This window comes from Paenibacillus puerhi (assembly GCF_009846885.1).
Lineage (GTDB): Bacteria > Bacillota > Bacilli > Paenibacillales > NBRC-103111 > Paenibacillus_G > Paenibacillus_G puerhi.
Window position 1 is genome coordinate 1 of record NZ_WUWM01000020.1, and the last position, 18,769, is coordinate 18,769.

9 protein-coding genes and 1 other annotated feature are annotated in these 18,769 nt (G+C 52.8%); of the genes, 1 reads left to right on the top strand and 8 read right to left on the bottom strand.

Annotated features, from left to right (window positions below; translation table 11 throughout):
- Positions 1–497 precede the first annotated feature (497 nt).
- The 6 genes from GSF01_RS18040 to GSF01_RS18065 all read right to left on the bottom strand — a co-directional run bounded on the left by GSF01_RS18040 (position 498) and on the right by GSF01_RS18065 (position 13,855).
- Positions 498–7,283, bottom strand: coding sequence for a glycoside hydrolase family 78 protein (locus tag GSF01_RS18040; RefSeq protein WP_159886482.1), 6,786 nt, complete (start codon positions 7,281–7,283; stop codon positions 498–500).
- Positions 7,284–7,294: 11 nt separating this feature from the next.
- Complete coding sequence (locus GSF01_RS18045; RefSeq protein WP_159886484.1) at positions 7,295–8,389, bottom strand: S-layer homology domain-containing protein; 1,095 nt, start codon at positions 8,387–8,389, stop codon at positions 7,295–7,297.
- A gap of 177 nt (positions 8,390–8,566) precedes the next feature.
- Positions 8,567–11,230, bottom strand: a complete 2,664-nt coding sequence (locus GSF01_RS18050; RefSeq protein ID WP_159886695.1) for a DNA internalization-related competence protein ComEC/Rec2 — start codon at positions 11,228–11,230, stop codon at positions 8,567–8,569.
- A gap of 65 nt (positions 11,231–11,295) precedes the next feature.
- Entirely contained in the window at positions 11,296–11,808 is a 513-nt protein-coding gene (locus GSF01_RS18055) for a deoxycytidylate deaminase (RefSeq protein ID WP_159886486.1), read from the bottom strand.
- A 13-nt stretch (positions 11,809–11,821) separates the two neighbouring features.
- A complete protein-coding gene (locus tag GSF01_RS18060) occupies positions 11,822–13,111 on the bottom strand; it encodes a homocysteine synthase (protein ID WP_159886488.1) in 1,290 nt (429 codons plus the stop codon).
- A gap of 120 nt (positions 13,112–13,231) precedes the next feature.
- A complete protein-coding gene (locus tag GSF01_RS18065; RefSeq protein WP_159886490.1) occupies positions 13,232–13,855 on the bottom strand; it encodes a ComEA family DNA-binding protein in 624 nt (207 codons plus the stop codon).
- Positions 13,856–13,950: 95 nt separating this feature from the next.
- Here GSF01_RS18065 and comER point away from each other — a divergent pair, with 95 nt between their 5' ends.
- The gene (comER, locus tag GSF01_RS18070; protein ID WP_159886492.1) at positions 13,951–14,784 is read left to right on the top strand and encodes a late competence protein ComER; all 834 of its coding nucleotides are present in this window, start codon (positions 13,951–13,953) and stop codon (positions 14,782–14,784) included.
- A 91-nt stretch (positions 14,785–14,875) separates the two neighbouring features.
- On the opposite strand, the gene leuS is transcribed toward comER, so the two are convergent.
- Positions 14,876–17,326 carry a leucine--tRNA ligase gene (gene leuS / locus GSF01_RS18075; protein WP_159886494.1) on the bottom strand — a complete coding sequence of 817 codons (2,451 nt, stop codon included), beginning with the start codon at positions 17,324–17,326 and terminating at the stop codon, positions 14,876–14,878.
- Positions 17,327–17,384: 58 nt separating this feature from the next.
- Positions 17,385–17,639 (bottom strand) — a binding site (T-box leader).
- A gap of 287 nt (positions 17,640–17,926) precedes the next feature.
- Complete coding sequence (locus tag GSF01_RS18080; RefSeq protein WP_159886496.1) at positions 17,927–18,724, bottom strand: class I SAM-dependent DNA methyltransferase; 798 nt, start codon at positions 18,722–18,724, stop codon at positions 17,927–17,929.
- Positions 18,725–18,769 lie beyond the last annotated feature (45 nt).

Here is an 18,769-nt window from a genome sequence, read left to right on the forward strand (position 1 = left end):
AGTTTGCAATTGGACACACTCCCATTAGAGTTTTTCGAGTAGAGTCGAAAAACTCCAACGACTACTCTAACGGAATTGTCTCAAAATCTAGACTGAGTTGGAATACACCTTCTTGTTAGACGCTTACTATAGAGTGAAGTCCTTTAGATTTTTCCAGCACTCGGGCTTTATACTTGCTCCAGTACTCTCGCTAGATAGAGTGCTCCGGCACTCCGCCAACCGACTCCTTTTCGACCTCAGTTCCTTCTCTATGCGGGCATGCGGAGGAAATTCCCGGGGTCGATCATGGGACGGACCTCAGGGCCGTTATTGCCGCCATAACCCCCGATTCCCACCAGTTAACGGACTTGGATGCCGCAATGGGCACATAAAACGTCTGGTGAGTACGTTCAGGGCCTGATTAACGGCTCCTCAGTCCGAAACTCCGCAAAAAGGGGGAGGAGGGGCTTATAGCGGCTTTGAAGTCCTTTAGATTTTTCCAGCACTCACGCTATATATTAATGGCGAATCTGCTGCACAATTACATCGTAGATAGAGCCTACTATCCTAACAGGCACGTCGTAATGACGGGTAAGCCCATTGGACCAATCGACCGTGAAGCGGAACGTGTGCCCGCCCTGCGAGAGCGTCCGAACATGATCGGTATTCAGAAGCATGCCTGCGTACCTAGCGGGGAAATCGTCGCGAGTCAGCTCCACGCTTTCCTCGGTGGTTAGCAGCCGAGAGGTAACGGCAACCGGCTTAGTCGAGCTTGAACCTGTATCCGTAACTGCTGCAGACAGCTTGAAAGCTTCTCCCGCCCAGAACTCGTTCTCCATCCTTTCCCGCTCAGGAAACTTTGCATTCCAAGCCTGTCTGTAGCTTTCCCACTCCGGCGTGTGCCGGACCCAGCCTGTCAGCGTAAGCGGCAGAACGGGAACCGTATAGCTTTGCTGGAACCGGCCTCCATGCCGGTCGGTCAGCGTCAGTCTCATTCGGTACATCCCCTCCTGAAGCGGGCCATAATGAAAGAGTCGGCTTTCGCCGCTCGGAACATCCGTCCAGACCTTTAGTTCCTCAAAAGCTCCGCCTTGGTAGCTAGTTTCTACCGTAACGGTTAGAGCATCGTCATCAGGATCGGATAATTCGACTGTAAACAAGGGAGTATCGTGCTCATAGATCGGCTGCTCAAACACGAGATTCCCCGTAGGAGGCCGGTTGATCAGCATCCACACCTGCGGGGACCACTCCGACTCCGCGCCATATTGGTCCCAAACCTTGACACGCACGCGCAGCTTCTGTCCGGCGGGCAGATCGGAACTCGTCCAGTTCCCCGCAGTAGAAGCCGTGTTCTGCCATACCCTGCAATCTGCTGCGACTTGACAGGTATCCAGCACCGTTGCCGTATTGGCCTCATTCGTAATCTGGATACGGAAATACTGGAAAATGGCTCCCGCATCCGGATCGGTCTGCGTCCAGGATAGCGTAGGACGGGTTGTAGTCATGATCGTTGGACTTTCCTGTGTCCCCCACGGATAGCTCATGAATGCGCTCGGCGGGCTGTTGGTGGACATCCATCCGATGCTGCTCCAGGGTGACAGCAGATTTCCATCATCGGCAACCTGCACCTGGACCTGATATTTCCGACCCATCGTGAGCGTGTTGTCTAATGTCCAAGCCCAGCTTCCATTCTTCGTATTCATCGCAACGTTGGACTTGCACTCCACACAATTGCCCCACTCATCTTTCACAACCAGGTTGAAGACCGTGAAGGTTGTGCCGGGATCAGGATCCCACTGCGACCACTGGATCGTTGGCCGTAGACTGACTGATGTTGGATTATCGTACGAACCGCTCGGGAACGTCAACGTGACGCCTGGCGGACTATTCGGTACCGGCTGATCGACCCAGAGGTTGACCTCGTACCAATCGCTCCAAGCACCGTATTCGTCCTTTACGGCCTGTCTCAAAGTATAGTTCCCTTTTTTCATCGGTTTTGTCAGTTTCCCCATCCCGACGATGCCATCAGGATCGGTATAGCCATGCACAACATCGTAGATCCCACGGTTCCATATATACTCGGCCTTCTCGCCCGATACATGACCGGCATGCAGCCAGCGGTCCGGATCATACGAGGCATCGGACCATGCGATCGTAAAGTCTGCGTTCTGAGAGACGGTGAATACACTGACTGGCCGCCTGTGAACGATGACCATCTTCGTATCCGGATCGGCATAGTTTCGGAAGGCTGCATACGTCGGATCGGGATACCTCTTCCCTGGAGGCGCAGGATCGTCTGGCTCCGTAAAGCTGATCCGGAACAAGCCTACTTTCCCGAGCATAGCCTCCGGCGAATTAACTTCGCGGTTCACATAGGAATTCGAGCCGTTCTTATCGGAGAACCCATCCCCGGCATCCAGAAACTTCTCCGGCTCCGTATTCGTATACGTCCACTTGGCCAGCTCAGGAATTGCTGGATCGTTTTCCGGATCGCTAAAGTGGACCGTGTAATTAATTTTGGTGTTAACCAAGACGATGTTATCCACCAGCTCGCTGCCGCCAGAAGCATTCTCCAGGAAGAAATTTTTCAGGTAAATATTTGGTGCATGGGCAAACAAGCCAACCCGTCCTTCCCTAAACGTGCTGTCGGTTAAGCTGATCAAAGGAACCCCGTTTACGATGACTTGGATGCGATCACCCTTGGCCGTTACTCTCAGGTTGTTGTAAACCCCTGGTTTGATGGGATTGGTTTGTTTGTCCAGAATGGTTCTAGTGCCATTTACGACCTTGCTAAGCACCACCGACTTGGTGGTTAATTCAGCCTGATAGTAGTTTTTGTGATCTGCAGAACGGAAGGTAATCCCTGCCCCACTCCGTTCGCTGAACGTCGTATTGGTAAATTTTACCGACACAGAAAGTCCGCCATTTGACATAGTGCGCGTCTTATCCATGATATTACCATAACTGTACACTCCGGCATCTGAAGTAGTTGGGATATTCCAAGTGAACTTACGAGTGGAATAATACTTGTAGTCTGCATCTCTCCAGATCAAATATCCTTCACTGTCGCCGGTTAATTGTACACTCACGCTCCCCCAACATCGATCATTATTGTATACCGAGCAGGTTTGGTCGTTTGCGTAGTTTGCCAGATAATCGGACTGATACAATAGCGCTCCTGTCATCATATCGTATACATGTATTCTTGGTCGATGACCTTCCGGCGTGTTCTCACCTGTACGAAGTGGAATGACTAGCTTGCCATCTGAAGTTACCTCACCTTTATACTCAATCCGATAGTCTGAGCTACTGCCGCTGTTATAAGGCGCTCCGGCTATATCCAATATTAATTGGCCAGTGCGAATATGGAGTACACGATCTCTCTGACTATACGTGGAACACGTATCATCATCACCACAACTGTAATAGCCTGTTAGTAAATTGTATCGATAATACAGCAAGTCATTGTACAAATAGGAGTCCGTATTGAGGGATTTTCCAAAAATCCCCGAGTATCCCTTTGATGCAAACATGTGCGCAACTCCCAGAAACGATGTCATGTCATACCCGGGAATTTGACCAACGTAAGCTCCAGTATTATTATTGTAAATCCCATCGTTTAGCACTATTCTCGAGTTGTCGGCAGTAATATGAAGGATATCCACATAAGGATAGTCTGAATAATAAGTGGAGGAATTTCCGGTGCCTGCCCCGATAACTTGATAATTGGTGTACATTTTGGGGGCTGTCCAAATAACCGTCCCTTCGGGGTTTATTTTTTGAAGTTTACATGAATACTTGTCCCAGTATACTTCCTGTTGGGTGTCATGATCATAATAAGAGAAAAACTTTTCAGAAGTACAAGTAAAGGCATAAAAGTTCCCATTATTATCTTTACGTGGGGTAACCGTATTTGGTTTGAATGACTTTACCCCATTTATTACAAAATTATAGGGAACTTCAGTACCAATTTGGACTATCTCTTCTACAGGTACCCATTCAGCAGGAGGCGGATTATCGGGTATTTCGGTAAATTGATATTGCCCCGGATAATGCCAACTTGTGACGGTGAAGGGAATCGTCTTGTATGGCGTGAAATTGCCTGAGGCCATATCAGAGAGCCTATAAAGCCTGTCAAAGTTACCACTAAAACTCCCATATCCCGTCGATGACTTAGAGGTTCTTGTCCAAACCAAATCTGCCACAGGATTAATGAAAAACTGAACATAATCCCCCGGCTTTTGCTCTTTGTAAGAATGAGTTGTGTTGGTAATGGTATTATGAAAGCTCAAGCTAATGCCGTAAGGAATACAATAAGCCCCTCCGCTACAAGAGCTATACACCCCATATTTGTAGAACAGATTTTGTCCTGCCCTAGTACTCAGTGGGATGTACTCCCCATAATCGCCACCCGTAATCCTTGTATTAAAGCCGGTTGTGCTGTAGGTAAATCCATCTGCGGAAGGGGCGCTGAAATACATGTTTTTCCTGTCTGGAACAGCAATAGCACCTTCCGTGGCATTCACGTACATGGATGTGGGTCGGTTTGCCATGTAATGGTCTTCAACAATAAATGCAGATTTATCATTTAACATAGCATTCAAGTCGTACATTGTACCTTCTATAGTCGGAGGCTGAGGGTATTCTCCTTTTACATCAATCGACACGCTAGGAGCCTGATTAACTACAGTAAACGAAAACTCCCCAGAAGCACTCAATCCCCAATCTTCCTGCACATAAATTCGCAATAGATGATTTGCCAATATAGTTGGTGTGAAAGTAAAATTTCCACTAGGATCCAAAGTCATATCCATAACCGGATCATCGTCAAAGTTACCATTCATATTTACATCAGCAATGATCTGAGTTCGTCTAATAACCAGTACATCTCCATCCGGACTAAACGAAGTGTCGGTCATGTGCATGGCAGTCCCACGAATACCTTTGGAGGCTAAAGTAGCTCCCACAACCGGAGGTAAGTCAGGTAAAACGGTTAGAGTTTTGATAGCTGTAAATTTAGACCGCAGCCCCGTATTATCAGCAACATCTAATTCGATAGCATAGTTCCCGGCTGTAGGGTACACGGAAAGCTTGGTTCCATGCCAGTCACAATGAGAAATGGTGCGATTCTTGTAGGGCGTCCAACTCTTCGAACAACTGATATCAGGTGTGAATGGCCTTCGCTCCACTACCTTGGGTGGTAGCGTTATCTCTGGAACCGGATTAGGGTCCACAACATTCAATGTCACATTGTAAGGCCCAGCCACACCGCCCTTACCGTCAAAGGCCTTGACCTCGACAGTATGTGCTCCAAGCTCTTTGGCCTGGATGTTACTGAATGAGCTGTCATAGGGATAATATCCCATGCCGTCCCTTGTATCTCCCAGCCAACGTATCCAGGAACTACTACTTCCCGCGAAATCATAATGGAACGTAATGTCATCGCCATCTGGGTCATAGGGGGTTCCGTTATCTCCCAGTAGAGGAATCGCGGGTCTCTTAACCGGACCCAAACTTACACGTTCTCCAACTGGGACCATGGTTGCTTTATCGCCGTACCCGGTGTAATAGCTGTCTGAAAACCAAGCAGGTTCAAACTGCGGCGGACTGTTCCCTTCATTTACGGTTACCTGAAAGCTGCCAGGCCCAATGGTTTTCTTTGTTCCGCAGCTTGTTAAAATATCATACTGAACGCTCACCGTTCCCGCGACAAACGCATTGTACGGACTAGCTACAAACCCAGAATAGAAAGTACCGACTCTATCTAAGTTATCCGTTCGTTTTAAACTGCCCTGTGTGTAGATCAGATCACCTTTCACAAGTTTGCAACTGTTACCTCCAGATACTGAAACGTTTCTGAGCCAAGTATAGTTGGATTGTCCGTATTTAACCGAAGGCAACTCCACTTCCAGAGTTCCTGTAATAACCTCAGGCCCCCCAGTTTCGCCACCTCCACCCGAGCAGTCATCCTTGGCTTGGAAGCTCACAGACATAGAGTTATTGGTCTTTGTTTCCTCATTGACCGCATTGCCTGAATCAACTACCAACGTGAAGCTTTTAGGAGAAGTGCTAGTGAATTTGTAGTTCGCTGAGGCACCTAGGAGGACGTCTTTGCTTGCTCCTCCGTCGGCATTCTCCGTATGGATCACGACGCCGTCTACCTTGAGCTGCACTTTGAACGGAGTTGTGGTGCTAATGCCGATATTGCGGTAAGCGTATTTGATCGGAACGGTGTCGCCTACTTGGATGCACGCTTTGTCGTGCTTGATGTATTCGACGGCAAGGTCGGGTTTTTCCGGGACTTTGTAGTTCACCGTGATTGTGGCCCCGGCGCTGAAGGCGAAGGTGTTGGCTTGCCATTCGGTGTTGACTTCCATTATGTAGTTGACGAGCTTTCCGTTATCTGGGCCCGATGACATTACATTGCATGTTGTAGTAGGTCCATTACAAACTTCTTCTAGCTTACGCCGAACTGCTATTTGATTCGTATTTGTTTCCTCTACGTACCCCCAAAAGTACGGCTCTATTCCGGGATGTTTCGTGCTGGCTCCGGTGAGGCGTATTGAGCCGGGTTCAATTTCGGTTATCTGCCTACCCGGCCTTGGGTTTTCTTCAGTTGGCTTAGATAAATAGAACGTAGAAGATGCCGTTGCATTATATGAACGTGTTGCAGCAGCACCATCAAAGCTCGGGTTTGGATTTTTGTCCGAAATGCCTTTCGGAGGAGTGCCACTGCTATACCGCAGGTCATTCGTAAGTAAATCCCAGCCGCTATATAACACAGATGCAGGGTCCGCTAAGGAGTTACCAGGCTGCCTGACATATCCCTGATTAGGCATTAGGCCCGGCCTTTGTGACACACCGGAAGAGGCGTCATCCGGTACAAACTGCATGATAGGAGTCCTTTCCCCTTTATGCTCCCAACGTTTACCGTCCGGCAACCGGTATATCTGATGGCCAGGGTTAGTGTCGGCTCTTCCATAGATGGGAGTAGACATGCCTGAAAACTCTAGCTGTATCGTATTCAAGTTAAATTTTTCAACCTCCACCTTACCTTTTGGGAGATTCACCTGAATAGATTCAATGTTACCCGTGATATAGGAGGATAAATCAAATTCAGTTTTCCATGTCTTTTCAGCTGAATAATAGTCTCCTCCTGTGATTGGGCTTGTTCGAATCGTTTTGCTAGCTAATTCTACGTATAATGTGGTGATTTGGGCGGCCTGTGCCGGGGTCACAGTCAGCAAGGTGACAAGCTGCGCGATTAATAGAATAAAGGTTAGAATTAAAAATTTATATTTCATAAGAAAGCACCTTATTCTTGGTCAGCAAACATATCGAAATTAATATTATTTACTTCATATCCACTGTACTGAAGATTGTGCTTTTGTGTATTCGGATCATTCTTACTTTTACTCAATGCATAAATCATCCAGCCTTCTTTCGTACCCGTCTCCAGTATTTGAACCCGATCATCATGCCCTGTTACGAATACGTGAGTCCATCCGATCATTTTAAAATAATCTGCTACCCTGACATAATAATCCCTAGCTTTACTGCCCATGTCATATTCAACTTTGTAAGCAAAGTAATAGCTGTCCTCTAGGCTTTTTTGATCAGGGCGTACCCCACCCTCAATCAAATCCCAAACAGGAGAACCCTCTTCCGAGCTATCAAAAAACCAAGCTTCCTTAATCGTCATCTTCACATCGCTGGTCAAATCATATTCAGCCGGCAGTTGCAGAGCCGTCCGCTTTCCATACGCGGTCTCAAAATTCGTCCCCGTCAGCGCCACTTCAGCCCGGCCCGCCGCATACTTATCCACCGGCAGCTTCTCACCAGCACGTACCTTCAAAATACGCTCCAGCACCGTCACCGACTGTGCCCGCGTCGTCAAGCCTTGCGGAGCAAGCTCGCCCTTGTTCAACCCTTGAATCAAGCCGCTCTTCGTCGCGTAATACATAGCCGTCGCATCATCGAGCGCCACCTTCGGGTCGCGCAGCTCAGCAAGCGAAGACCGTACTGCGATTTTCGCCATTTCAACCCGGCTAATGGCTTGTCTAAAGTCTTCGTTGGCAAAGTCCGACTCGCGCAGAACACCTTCTTTTTTCAGCAAAGCTACATACGCGTCGTACCAATTGGACTCCTTCGCCGAGGCGTGTGACGTGACCGGGGAAGCCTGAACTGCGCTTGCCACCAGCTTGACAAACTCGGCACGGCTCACTTCCTGCTCCGGCTTGAACGTCCCATCCGGGTAGCCATCCACAAGCTTGAGCTCGATCGCTCGCTGAATCGATCCCGTTGCCCAATGCTCGCCTACATCCGTGAACTGACCATGGATGATCGCCTGCCCTGTATATAATCCAATAATTGATATAAATGCGATGGACGCTAACCCTTTTTTCCACATTTCGATTCTCTCCCTTATATAGATGGTTTCAAATATTGCTAGAAGCTCAGCTTTCGTTCGGGCAGATTGAGTACCAGCTTATGTCTTCTATCAGACTAGCGGACTAGCTATGCTACCGAAGAAGTATCGTTCTCAATATAGCACATCATTGTTATATTTTCTTTCATTTTCCACATTTTATGGTTGGTTCAATTTAGTCCTTACTTCTACCTTCCCATTCCGGACCTGGAGCTGAATTTCTCCGTCGCGGTCCGTCCGATGAACCATAATGCCCCGGTTGCTCAAACGCTCGGTCACTTGAGGACTAGGATGTCTGTACACGTTGTTAACTCCCGCGCTGATGATCGCCGATCGGGGACGCCAAGCATCGAGCCAGGCCTCCGAGGTAGACGACTTGCTTCCATGGTGGGCGATCTTCAGGACGTCAATCGGCTGCTCCATAAGCTGCTGAACCTGTCTATCGGCTGCAGTGGTAGAAGCGAAGGCCCATCGTTCAACCAGCTCGCGCTCCTCACGGACCCCGATATCTCCGGTGAAGAGCCATCGCGTTCCCGCCAGGTCCATCAGAAAGACGAGCGAGTGCGGGTTTTGATCCGATTCCAGCTCAAGCTGGAGCCGATCCTCCTTCTGCTTGCCGATTGGATATAAAAAATACAGTTCAAGCTCCGGATGAACCGTCAGTCGATCCCCCGCTTGAATCGGGACCAACTGCGTTCCTTGATCAAGCGCGGTCTGAAACAAGGCTTTTACCCCCGGAATCGGCTTCAAGGTTCCATTAAACAGCAGCCGCTTAACCGGAATTTGCTCAAGCACCGCCTGCAAGCCGCCGAAGTGATCCGCATCCTGATGGGTCAGTACCACTTCATCGATGTGTTGGATCCCCCGCTTCTTCAGCAGCGGCACTAGCAGCTTGCGCCCGACCTCATAAGGATCGCTGCGATTCTTCCACTCCTCGCCAGGCTTGCGGAAGGTTACCGTACCTCCGCCATCCACGAGCAGCGTATGGCCTGTGCTGCCTGTACGGATTAGAATGCTGTCGCCTTGACCGACATCCAGCATCTGCACGGTTCCCTGCGGAGGCGACTGAAGCGCAGGGCGGTATCCGAGCGCCAGAAGCGATATAAAAATGAGCACGATTCCCGGCAAAAGCAGCCTTCGGTTCCATACATAAATCCCCTCTCTCCAGCGCATCCTCCTCCATGTATCCAGCATAGGGCCTTCGTTGCGGACGGCATGCCCGTTTCGCGCATGATCAAGCGACATGATGAGGGCCGAGAGCAGCCCGTAATATCCGACGATCCAGAGCAGTGAAGGCGTAGGCCAAATGGTCTGAAAACCCGGTAAATCACCCGACCATTGAACGATGGCAAACAGCCATTCATTCACCTTGCCAACCGGCCAAGCGAGCCAGCCTCCGACAGTAGAAGAGATCAGACCCGTCAACATGGAGATCGTCCCGACGGGCATCGTAAAAGAGCTGAATACCGGGACAAGCGCCAGATTAGCCGCAAAGGAGAGCAGTGAAAATTGATTGAAATAATAAATGGTCAAAGGAAAAGACACAAACTGGGCTACCACCGTAATGGATAACGCCGCCCGCCATTTTTTATGGGAAAACGGCATCAGGTCGCTGACGCGCGGCACCAGAAGAATGATTCCTATGGTCACCAAAAACGATAGCTGGAAGCTTACATCGGTGATGTAGTACGGATTCCATATCAGCATGATAAGTCCCACAACCATAACCAGATGAAGCCCGTCCTTCAGTCGATTCCGGTAGGCGGCGTACAGGCCGATCATCGCCATCAGGCCTGCCCGCATAATGGAAGGAGCGGCGCCCGTCATCGCGATGTACAAAGGAAGCAGCCCCATGGCAGTCCACAGATAGGCCTCACGAGTCATTCCGATACGGCGCAGCAGCCAGATCACGCAGGTCAAGAAGATAGCTACATTCAGCCCCGATATCGCAATAATATGAGTAAGGCCAAGCCGGGAGAAGGCATCGAACTGCTCCGGGTCAATCTCATCGGTCAGGCCGATCAGCATCCCCTTCATAAAACCGGCCTGCCCGGCCGGAAACTGCCGGTCCACCACCGCACCAAGCGCGAAGCGAATCCCGTCATTCCAGCGGGCCAGCCTCCACCAGCCCCATTCGGAATGCCCAGGCTTGTTTACCTGCACATGGTCCAACCCTTTTACAGCAATCTGCCAATGAACATGCTGCCGGAGCAAATACTGGCGGTAATCAAAGGCGCCAAAGTTACGAGCCTCGCCCGGACGCTTCAAGGTACCCGTCAGCTCCACACGGTCTCCCCGCTGCCACGACCGGACAGCTCCCTGCTCGGCTTCCTTGAGCAGCCGAATGGAAACCTGGAGCCGCTCCCCATTCGCCCTATTCGCACCCTGACCCTCGCCCGCACCCTCACCCGCACCGACACTACCATCGGCTGCAGCCGCTTCGCTCCCCACCCGCTCTGCCAGCACCTGGAACATCACCTTGTCGCCGTCCACGTCTACAGGCGTAACAATTCTGCCGACGGCCTTCACACCCTCAATCTCCTCTAGGGAGGAGTCCGCTGTGATCGCCGTCTGGTTGCGTTGGTCATACATGCCATACCAGCCCGCCGCCGAACAAATGATCAGTATCGCAGCCCATGCAAGCCGTCCGCGCGGCTTCCATGTCCCCACTAGCAGAAGTAGAACCAGTCCTCCGGCAGTTACATACAGAGAAGCCTCCCTAAAAAAGCTCCACTCCATAGCCGCAGCATATCCCAATGCCCAGCATATCGAAAACCAGACGATCGGCCGCGATGTCCAGACATGGTCTCCCTCAGCACCCATCAACGCAAAGAACCCCCTTTCCCTATCGCTAGGTAAAAGGAGGTGCTTCCTCACACATCTCGTATTTAATTGTGGACTTCGGCAATCGTGCCCGGCGGCGGCTCATAGCCTGCCATTTGCCGGAATCGGATTCCTTTTTGTTCCATCAGCGCGCCGACCTTCTCACTATCTTTAGGATAAGCCCGGTGGTAGATAATCTCCGTTACCCCGCTGTTCGCCAGCATGTTGGAGCAAGTCCAGCACGGCTGGTCGGTGACATAGACGACAGAGCCCTCGCGATCCTCGCGATCCGTGAAAAGCAGCAGATTCTGCTCGGCGTGAATCGTCCGGATGCAGCGCTGCTTCTTGACCACCTGCTCCTGTCCGTCAGCCTGAACAAGCTCGTACTCTTCCACCAGCATGCAGCCTGCTTCCGAGCAATCCGATACTCCCGACGGCGCCCCGTTATACGCGGTGCCCAGCAGCTTCTTGCCCTGAACCAGCACGGCACCTACATGCCGCCGGCCGCAACGGGAACGGGTCGAGGCCATATAGGCGATATCCATGAAATAGGTATCCCAGTCCTTGCGGCTTGCCATGCGTACTTCCCCTTTACTGCTGGCTGGCTTGGATCGCCTGCTCCAGATCGTAGATGATATCATCGATCGACTCGGTACCGATGGACAAGCGGATCATGCCTGGCCCTACGCCCGCCGCTTCTTGCTCCTCGCCGGACAGCTGCTGATGGGTCGTGCTAGCCGGGTGGATAATCAGCGACTTGGAGTCTCCGACGTTAGCCAGATGCGACAGCAGCTTCACGTTATTGATCAATTTGCGCCCCGCCTCGACTCCGCCTTTGATGCCAAAGGTTAGAATCGCGCCTTGACCCTTCGGCAAGTACTTGGCCGCCAGCGCGTGGGAGGCATGGCTATCCAGACCCGAGTAGCTGACCCACTCGACAGCTTCGTGCGTTTCGAGGTACTTGGCGACGGCCAAGGCGTTGGAGCTGTGACGTTCCATACGCAGGTGAAGCGTCTCCAGACCCTGCAGCAGCAGGAAGGAGTTGAACGGGGAAATGGAAGCTCCCATATCGCGCAGCAATTGTACGCGTGCCTTAATGATATAGGCAATCGGGCCGACCGCATCCGTGTAGACAACACCGTGATAGCTAGGATCCGGTTCCGTAAGGCCCGGGAATTTGCCGTTCGCCTTCCAGTCGAAACGTCCGCCGTCCACGATCACGCCGCCGATCGACGTTCCGTGTCCGCCGATAAATTTCGTCGCCGAGTGAACGACAATATCCGCTCCATGCTCGATAGGACGGCACAGATAGGGGCTCGGGAACGTATTGTCCACGATCAAAGGAACTCCATGCTCATGAGCGATCGCCGCCACAGCCGCGATATCCAGCACGTCCCCGCGCGGATTGCCGATTGTCTCTGCAAACACAGCCTTCGTCTTGTCCGTAATCGCCGAACGGAAATTTTCCGGGTTGGACGAATCGACGAACTTGACGTTAATACCAAGCTTAGGCAGCGTAATAGCGAATAAATTATAAGTGCCGCCGTACAGACTTGCGGATGATACGATTTCGTCGCCGGCTCCTGCAATGTTCAGGATCGAATAAGTGATCGCCGCTTGGCCGGATGCCGTAGCAAGCGCGGCCGGAGCTCCTTCCAGCGCTGCCACGCGCTTCTCGAATACATCCGTGGTAGGATTCATGATACGGGTATAAATATTACCGAATTCCTTCAATCCGAATAAGTCGGCGGCATGGTCCGTATCCCGGAATCCGTAGGATGTCGTTTGGTATAACGGCACCGCTCTGGACATCGTAGTCGGATCGATCTCCTGTCCGGCATGGACGGCTAAGGTTTCTAATGCAAGCTGGCGTTCTGACATGAACAATATCCTCCTCGAGAGTGGCAGTGGTATTGGTTTTAATCTTCTCTATTGTCGCATATTCCTCGTAAAAACGAAAGCGGTTGCTGATCGCTGCCCGAGCCTTAGCTTTCCGCTTGGCTAGGGCAAGATCGTAACAAGAGGCTCCAGCTTCTTAAAGGTCTGTTCCCCGATGCCTTTGACCTCCTTCAACTGCGCGGCGGATCGAAATCCTCCGAGCTTCTTACGCAGCTCGATAATCGCCTGTGCCCGGCTGGGACCGATGCCCGGCAGCGCATCCAGCTGTTCGGCGGTCGCCCGGTTCAGGTCCAGCCTGCCGTCGGAGGCTTGGGGGCTTACCGGCTGCGGCTGGCTGCCTGGACCGGGCTGGCTCGCAGCAGCTCCTGCCTGGGCGCCCAGTTCTCCCGGCGCTCCGGCTGCCGCCCCGTCTCCGGCACCCTGCTCCGCCGCTATCCCGCCATTGCCGGGCACAGGAGGAACGGCAGACGAGCCCTTCTGACCTTTCATGCCCCCTTCTGACATCGCCGGCTTTGTCGCCGTACCTGCTATTTCCTTATCCGAAAAAGCTTCCGGCGTCCGCTGCTCCTGCAGCAGTTGCCGCATCGCGTCGTCGACGGCGACAAAGCCTGCCTCCGGCGCAGTGGCCAGGACATAGCGCAGGGTCATCAAGATAACGAGCAGGGCTGCGCCCCCCGTCACCATCCACCACCATCCCCATGTCCTCCCAGAGAGTCGATCATTCACGGATATTCCTCCCATCATCGGTAAAATTAAGTCATAAACGAGTGTTCCCCTTGATATAATGGAAAAAGGCTGCAGTCTAAACTGGGGGGATGGTCATGCGAGTAGGATTCATAGGAACAGGCAGCATGGGAAGCATACTCATCGAAGCGTTTATTCGGTCCGGTGCGCTGAACCCGGAGCAAGTCGTCGCGACCAATCGGACGTTGTCCAAGGTAGAACAATTGGCCGAGCATGTACCGGGGCTGCGAGTGGCCCTTTCCAATAAAGAAGCCGCGACAGATGCCGATCTCCTGTTTGTGTGCGTCAAACCGCTCGAATTCAAAACGGTGATCGACGATATCCGACCTGCCGTCACATCGGAACAGCTGCTCATCTCGATCACAAGCCCCGTACTGATCCGCCAGCTGGAGGAGCAGCTCCCCTGCAAAATAGCCAAGATCATCCCGAGCATTACGAACTATGTACTAAGCGGCGCCGCCTTATGTATTTACGGCAACCGGACCATGCCGGAGGACGAAGTCCTGCTGGAAAACCTGCTCTCCCACATCGGCACTCCGATTCGCGTGTCTGAGCAGTACACCCGTATTTCCTCCGATCTGAGCAGCTGCGGTCCCGCCTTTCTAGCTTATTTCATCGAAAAATTCGTAGAAGCCGCCGTCCACGCCACCGGTATCTCGGTTCAGGAAGCGACACTGCTCGCCAGCGAAATGACGCTGGGTACAGGCAAGCTCCTGACAACGGGCGGGTTTACCCCAGCCGCGCTGCAGAAGCGGGTAGCCGTACCGGGCGGCATCACTGCCGAAGGTCTCCGTATAATGGAAAAAGAGCTGGGCGGGGTCTTCTGCGACCTGGTCCGCACAACTCATGCTAAATACGATGAAGATGTGGAAAAGGTGGAAGCCCGCTTCTTCGGGACCCAGGTCGACTAAGAACGCGATGCTTTCACGTCTTTTCCGTTATGAACCGCAGGGCCGGCGCCATACGACGCCGGTCTTTGCGGTTATTTGGTTATCCAAACTGTTAGCCTACGACAATATTGACGAGCTTGCCCTTCACCACGATCACCTTGCGCACAGTTTTGCCTGCCATGGCATCCTTCACTTTATCCAGTCCGAATGCCAGCTCCTGCAGAGCAGCCTCGTCGGCATCCGCTGCCACGCGTGCCCGTTCGGCGATTTTGCCGTTTACCTGTACGACGATCTCGACCTCGTTATCTACCGTCCAGGCATCGTCATAAACCGGCCACGGCGCATAGGTCACACTCTCGGAATGACCAAGCTTCTCCCAGAGCTCTTCAGCCAGATGCGGGGCGAGCGGGGACAGCATTTGAACAAATTGCTCCATCGCCGCTTTCGGCAAGCGATCCGTTTTATAGGCTTCGTTGACGAAAATCATCAGCTGGCTGATCGAGGTGTTGAAGCGCAGAGCCTCGTTATCCTCGGTCACCTTCTTGATCGTCCGGTGCCACACGCGCTTGAACGTCTCGCTGCCCAATTCCTCGGCCGCATCGATCTTCGCGCTCAACGCGCCATCTTCGCCGACGAACAGCCGCCAAACCCGGTTCAGGAAGCGGTAGGTGCCTTCCACGCCGTTGACATTCCAAGGCTTCGTTGCCTCCAGCGGCCCCATGAACATCTCGTACATCCGCAGGGTATCGGCGCCGTACTCATTGACAATCTCGTCGGGATTAATCACGTTGCCGCGCGACTTGCTCATTTTCTCGTTATTTTCGCCGAGGATCATCCCTTGGTTAACGAGCTTGTAGAACGGCTCCTTCGTCGCCACTACGCCGAGATCGTACAGCACCTTGTGCCAGAAGCGCGCATACAGCAAGTGAAGGACCGCATGCTCCGCTCCGCCGATATACAGATCGACCGGCAGCCACTTCTTCTGGAGCTCGGGCGAGCAGATCTCCTGATCGTTCCGCGGATCGATGAAGCGCAGATAGTACCAGCAGCTGCCGGCCCATTGCGGCATCGTATTGGTCTCCCGGCGCGCCTTCTGTCCGGATACCGGATCGACGGTCTCGACCCACTCCTTCACGTTGGCCAGCGGCGACTCGCCTGTCCCTGAAGGCCTGATCTCGTCCACCTGAGGCAGCAGCAGCGGCAGCTGATCCTCCGGTACGGTCGTCATCGTGCCGTCCTCCAGATGCAGGATCGGAATCGGCTCCCCCCAGTACCGCTGACGGCTGAACAGCCAGTCGCGAAGACGATACGTGACCTTGCCTTGTCCTTTGCCGCCGGCTTCGAGCCATTCGATCATGCTGCTTATAGCCTGCTCATTGTTCAGGCCATTGAGGAACTCTGAGTTCACATGGGGACCGTCGCCGGCATAAGCTTCCTTCGCGACATCTCCGCCCTCGACTACTTCTACGATCGGCAGGTCGAACTGCTTCGCGAATTCCCAGTCCCGCTGATCGTGACCGGGCACCGCCATGATCGCACCCGTCCCGTACCCCGCAAGCACATAGTCGGCGATCCAGATCGGCACATGCGCGCCGTTGACAGGATTGACGGCATACGCACCCGTGAACACGCCTGTTTTCTCCTTCGCAAGGTCCGTACGCTCCAGATCGCTTTTGCGGGAAGCCTGCTCCTGATACTCACGGACAGCGTCCGCCTGCTCCGCCGTAGTGATCCGGGCAACCAGCTCATGCTCGGGAGCGAGCACGCAGTATGTGGCACCGAACAGCGTATCCGGACGGGTAGTGAATACCTTCAGACCGTCCCCATCATGCCCATAGATGGCGAAGGTGACTTCCGCTCCCTTGGACTTGCCTATCCAGTTGCGCTGCATGTCCTTGATGCTCTCCGACCAATCCAGCTCCTCCAGATCATCCAGCAGCCGCTCGGCATACTCGGTAATCCGCAGCACCCATTGGCGCATCGGCTTGCGAACAACCGGATGGTTGCCGCGCTCGCTCAGCCCGTCGATAACTTCTTCGTTGGCCAATACCGTACCAAGCGCCGGACACCAGTTAACCGCCACTTCATCCACGTAAGCCAGACCTTTTTTGAACAATTGGATAAAAATCCACTGCGTCCATTTATAGTACTCGGGATCTGTCGTGCTGATCTCGCGGTCCCAGTCATACGAGAAGCCCAGCGACTTGATCTGACGACGGAAGGTATCGATATTTTTCTGCGTGAACTCCCTCGGATCGTTACCCGTATCGAGCGCATACTGCTCGGCCGGCAAACCGAAGGCGTCCCAGCCCATCGGATGGAGCACGTTATACCCGCGCATCCGCTTATAGCGCGACACGATATCCGTCGCCGTATAGCCCTCGGGATGTCCGACATGAAGCCCGGCCCCGGATGGATAGGGGAACATATCCAGCGCATAGAACTTCGGCTTGGAGTCATCCTCCAGCACCTTGAACGTTTTATTGCGATCCCAATACTGCTGCCATTTCGGCTCAATTGCCTGCGGGTTATACCCTTGGTTGTCTCTCGTTTCGTGTGCCATAGCGAACGCTTCCTCCTTCAATTTCAAGCAAACAAAAAAGCCCTCATCGCTAGCTTGCGCTAGGGACGAGAAGCTTCATATTCCCGTGGTACCACCCTAGTTGACGGCAGGCATGCTTTGCCTCTCGTCCACTCGATCCCCTTAACGCGGGGCGCTCGATCCGGTTACGAATGAAACAGCCTTCTACAGCCGCATCTTTCGTTAGCCTTCTGGCTCCAGGATGAGTTCGCGAGAGCGCCGCTGCCGATTCACACCACCCACCGGCTCTCTGATAACGGATCTGTTCGCTACTATTCCCTGTCACTGCCTTATAACCATTCAATTAACCATCATTATATGTAAAACAAATCCCGCCTGTCAAGCTTCCCGCGAACTTGCTGCGAACTTGCCTCAGCCAAAAGCCTTCGGAACCTCCCAGCCTCCGGGGCCAGCCCCGGTTAACCCGCTCCCAATCTGACCATACTACATGCTAGGAGACTTTAATATAGAAGGTGGGATGAATCATGCGCGGTTTGGTTAACGGCCTGCTCCTATCGCTGCCCTTGTGGGGCATCATACTTTGCACCCTGCAGCTTATTCTGCATCTGCTGTAAAGCTAGCCTAGCCTTGAATCGGCTTTATCGCTACATAAAAGGCCCTTTCCGTAGCTTCCGTAAGCCCCCCAAAGGAAAAATCGGAATACACCGACACCTGGGAAAACCCCGCTTCACGCAGTCCCTTCTCAATGAAGGCAGACGGATAAGCCCGCTGTACATGCGTCTCGTCAACCCGGTAAAAACGTTCCCCGCTCCCGTTCTTTCCCTGCTGCTCCTCTTCTTTTACAAACAGGGTCAGCGCATGCTCGATCTCGCATCGCTCCTCATCAAAATCACAGGTCCAAATATACGCAACATCGTCCTCATTGAGCAAAAATGGCTGGGACTCGGCATAAGAGCGGAGCTGCAGGGGCGTGTGCATATCGAAAATAAACATCCCCCCGGGTTTGAGCGCCTCGTAGGTATGCCGGAACGCCGCAGTCAAATCCTCAGGCTCCAGCAAATAATTGAAGCAATCGCAGAAGGAGATCACCGCATCGACCGTCCGGCCGATCGACCATTCCCGGATATCCTGCTGCAGCAGCAGCAAGCTGCCCCTCTTGGCCGCCGGAGCCAGACCCGCCGCATCGTCGGCCTTACCGCGAGCTATAGCAAGCATGTCTTCGGACAGATCAATCCCGATCACTTCATAGCCGAGCTGCATAAGCGGGATGGACAAAGTGCCTGTCCCGCAGCCGAGATCAACGACCGTGCGCGGTTCTCCATGCTGCTGCCAGCACTTGCCGGCGAATTCCAGCCATTCGTCGTAAGGCATGTCCTCCATCAACCGGTCGTACACAAAAGAAAATTGCTCGTAAGCCATATGCCGCTTCCCCTTTCCCGCCGCCATTCCATAAGAAAACCGGTT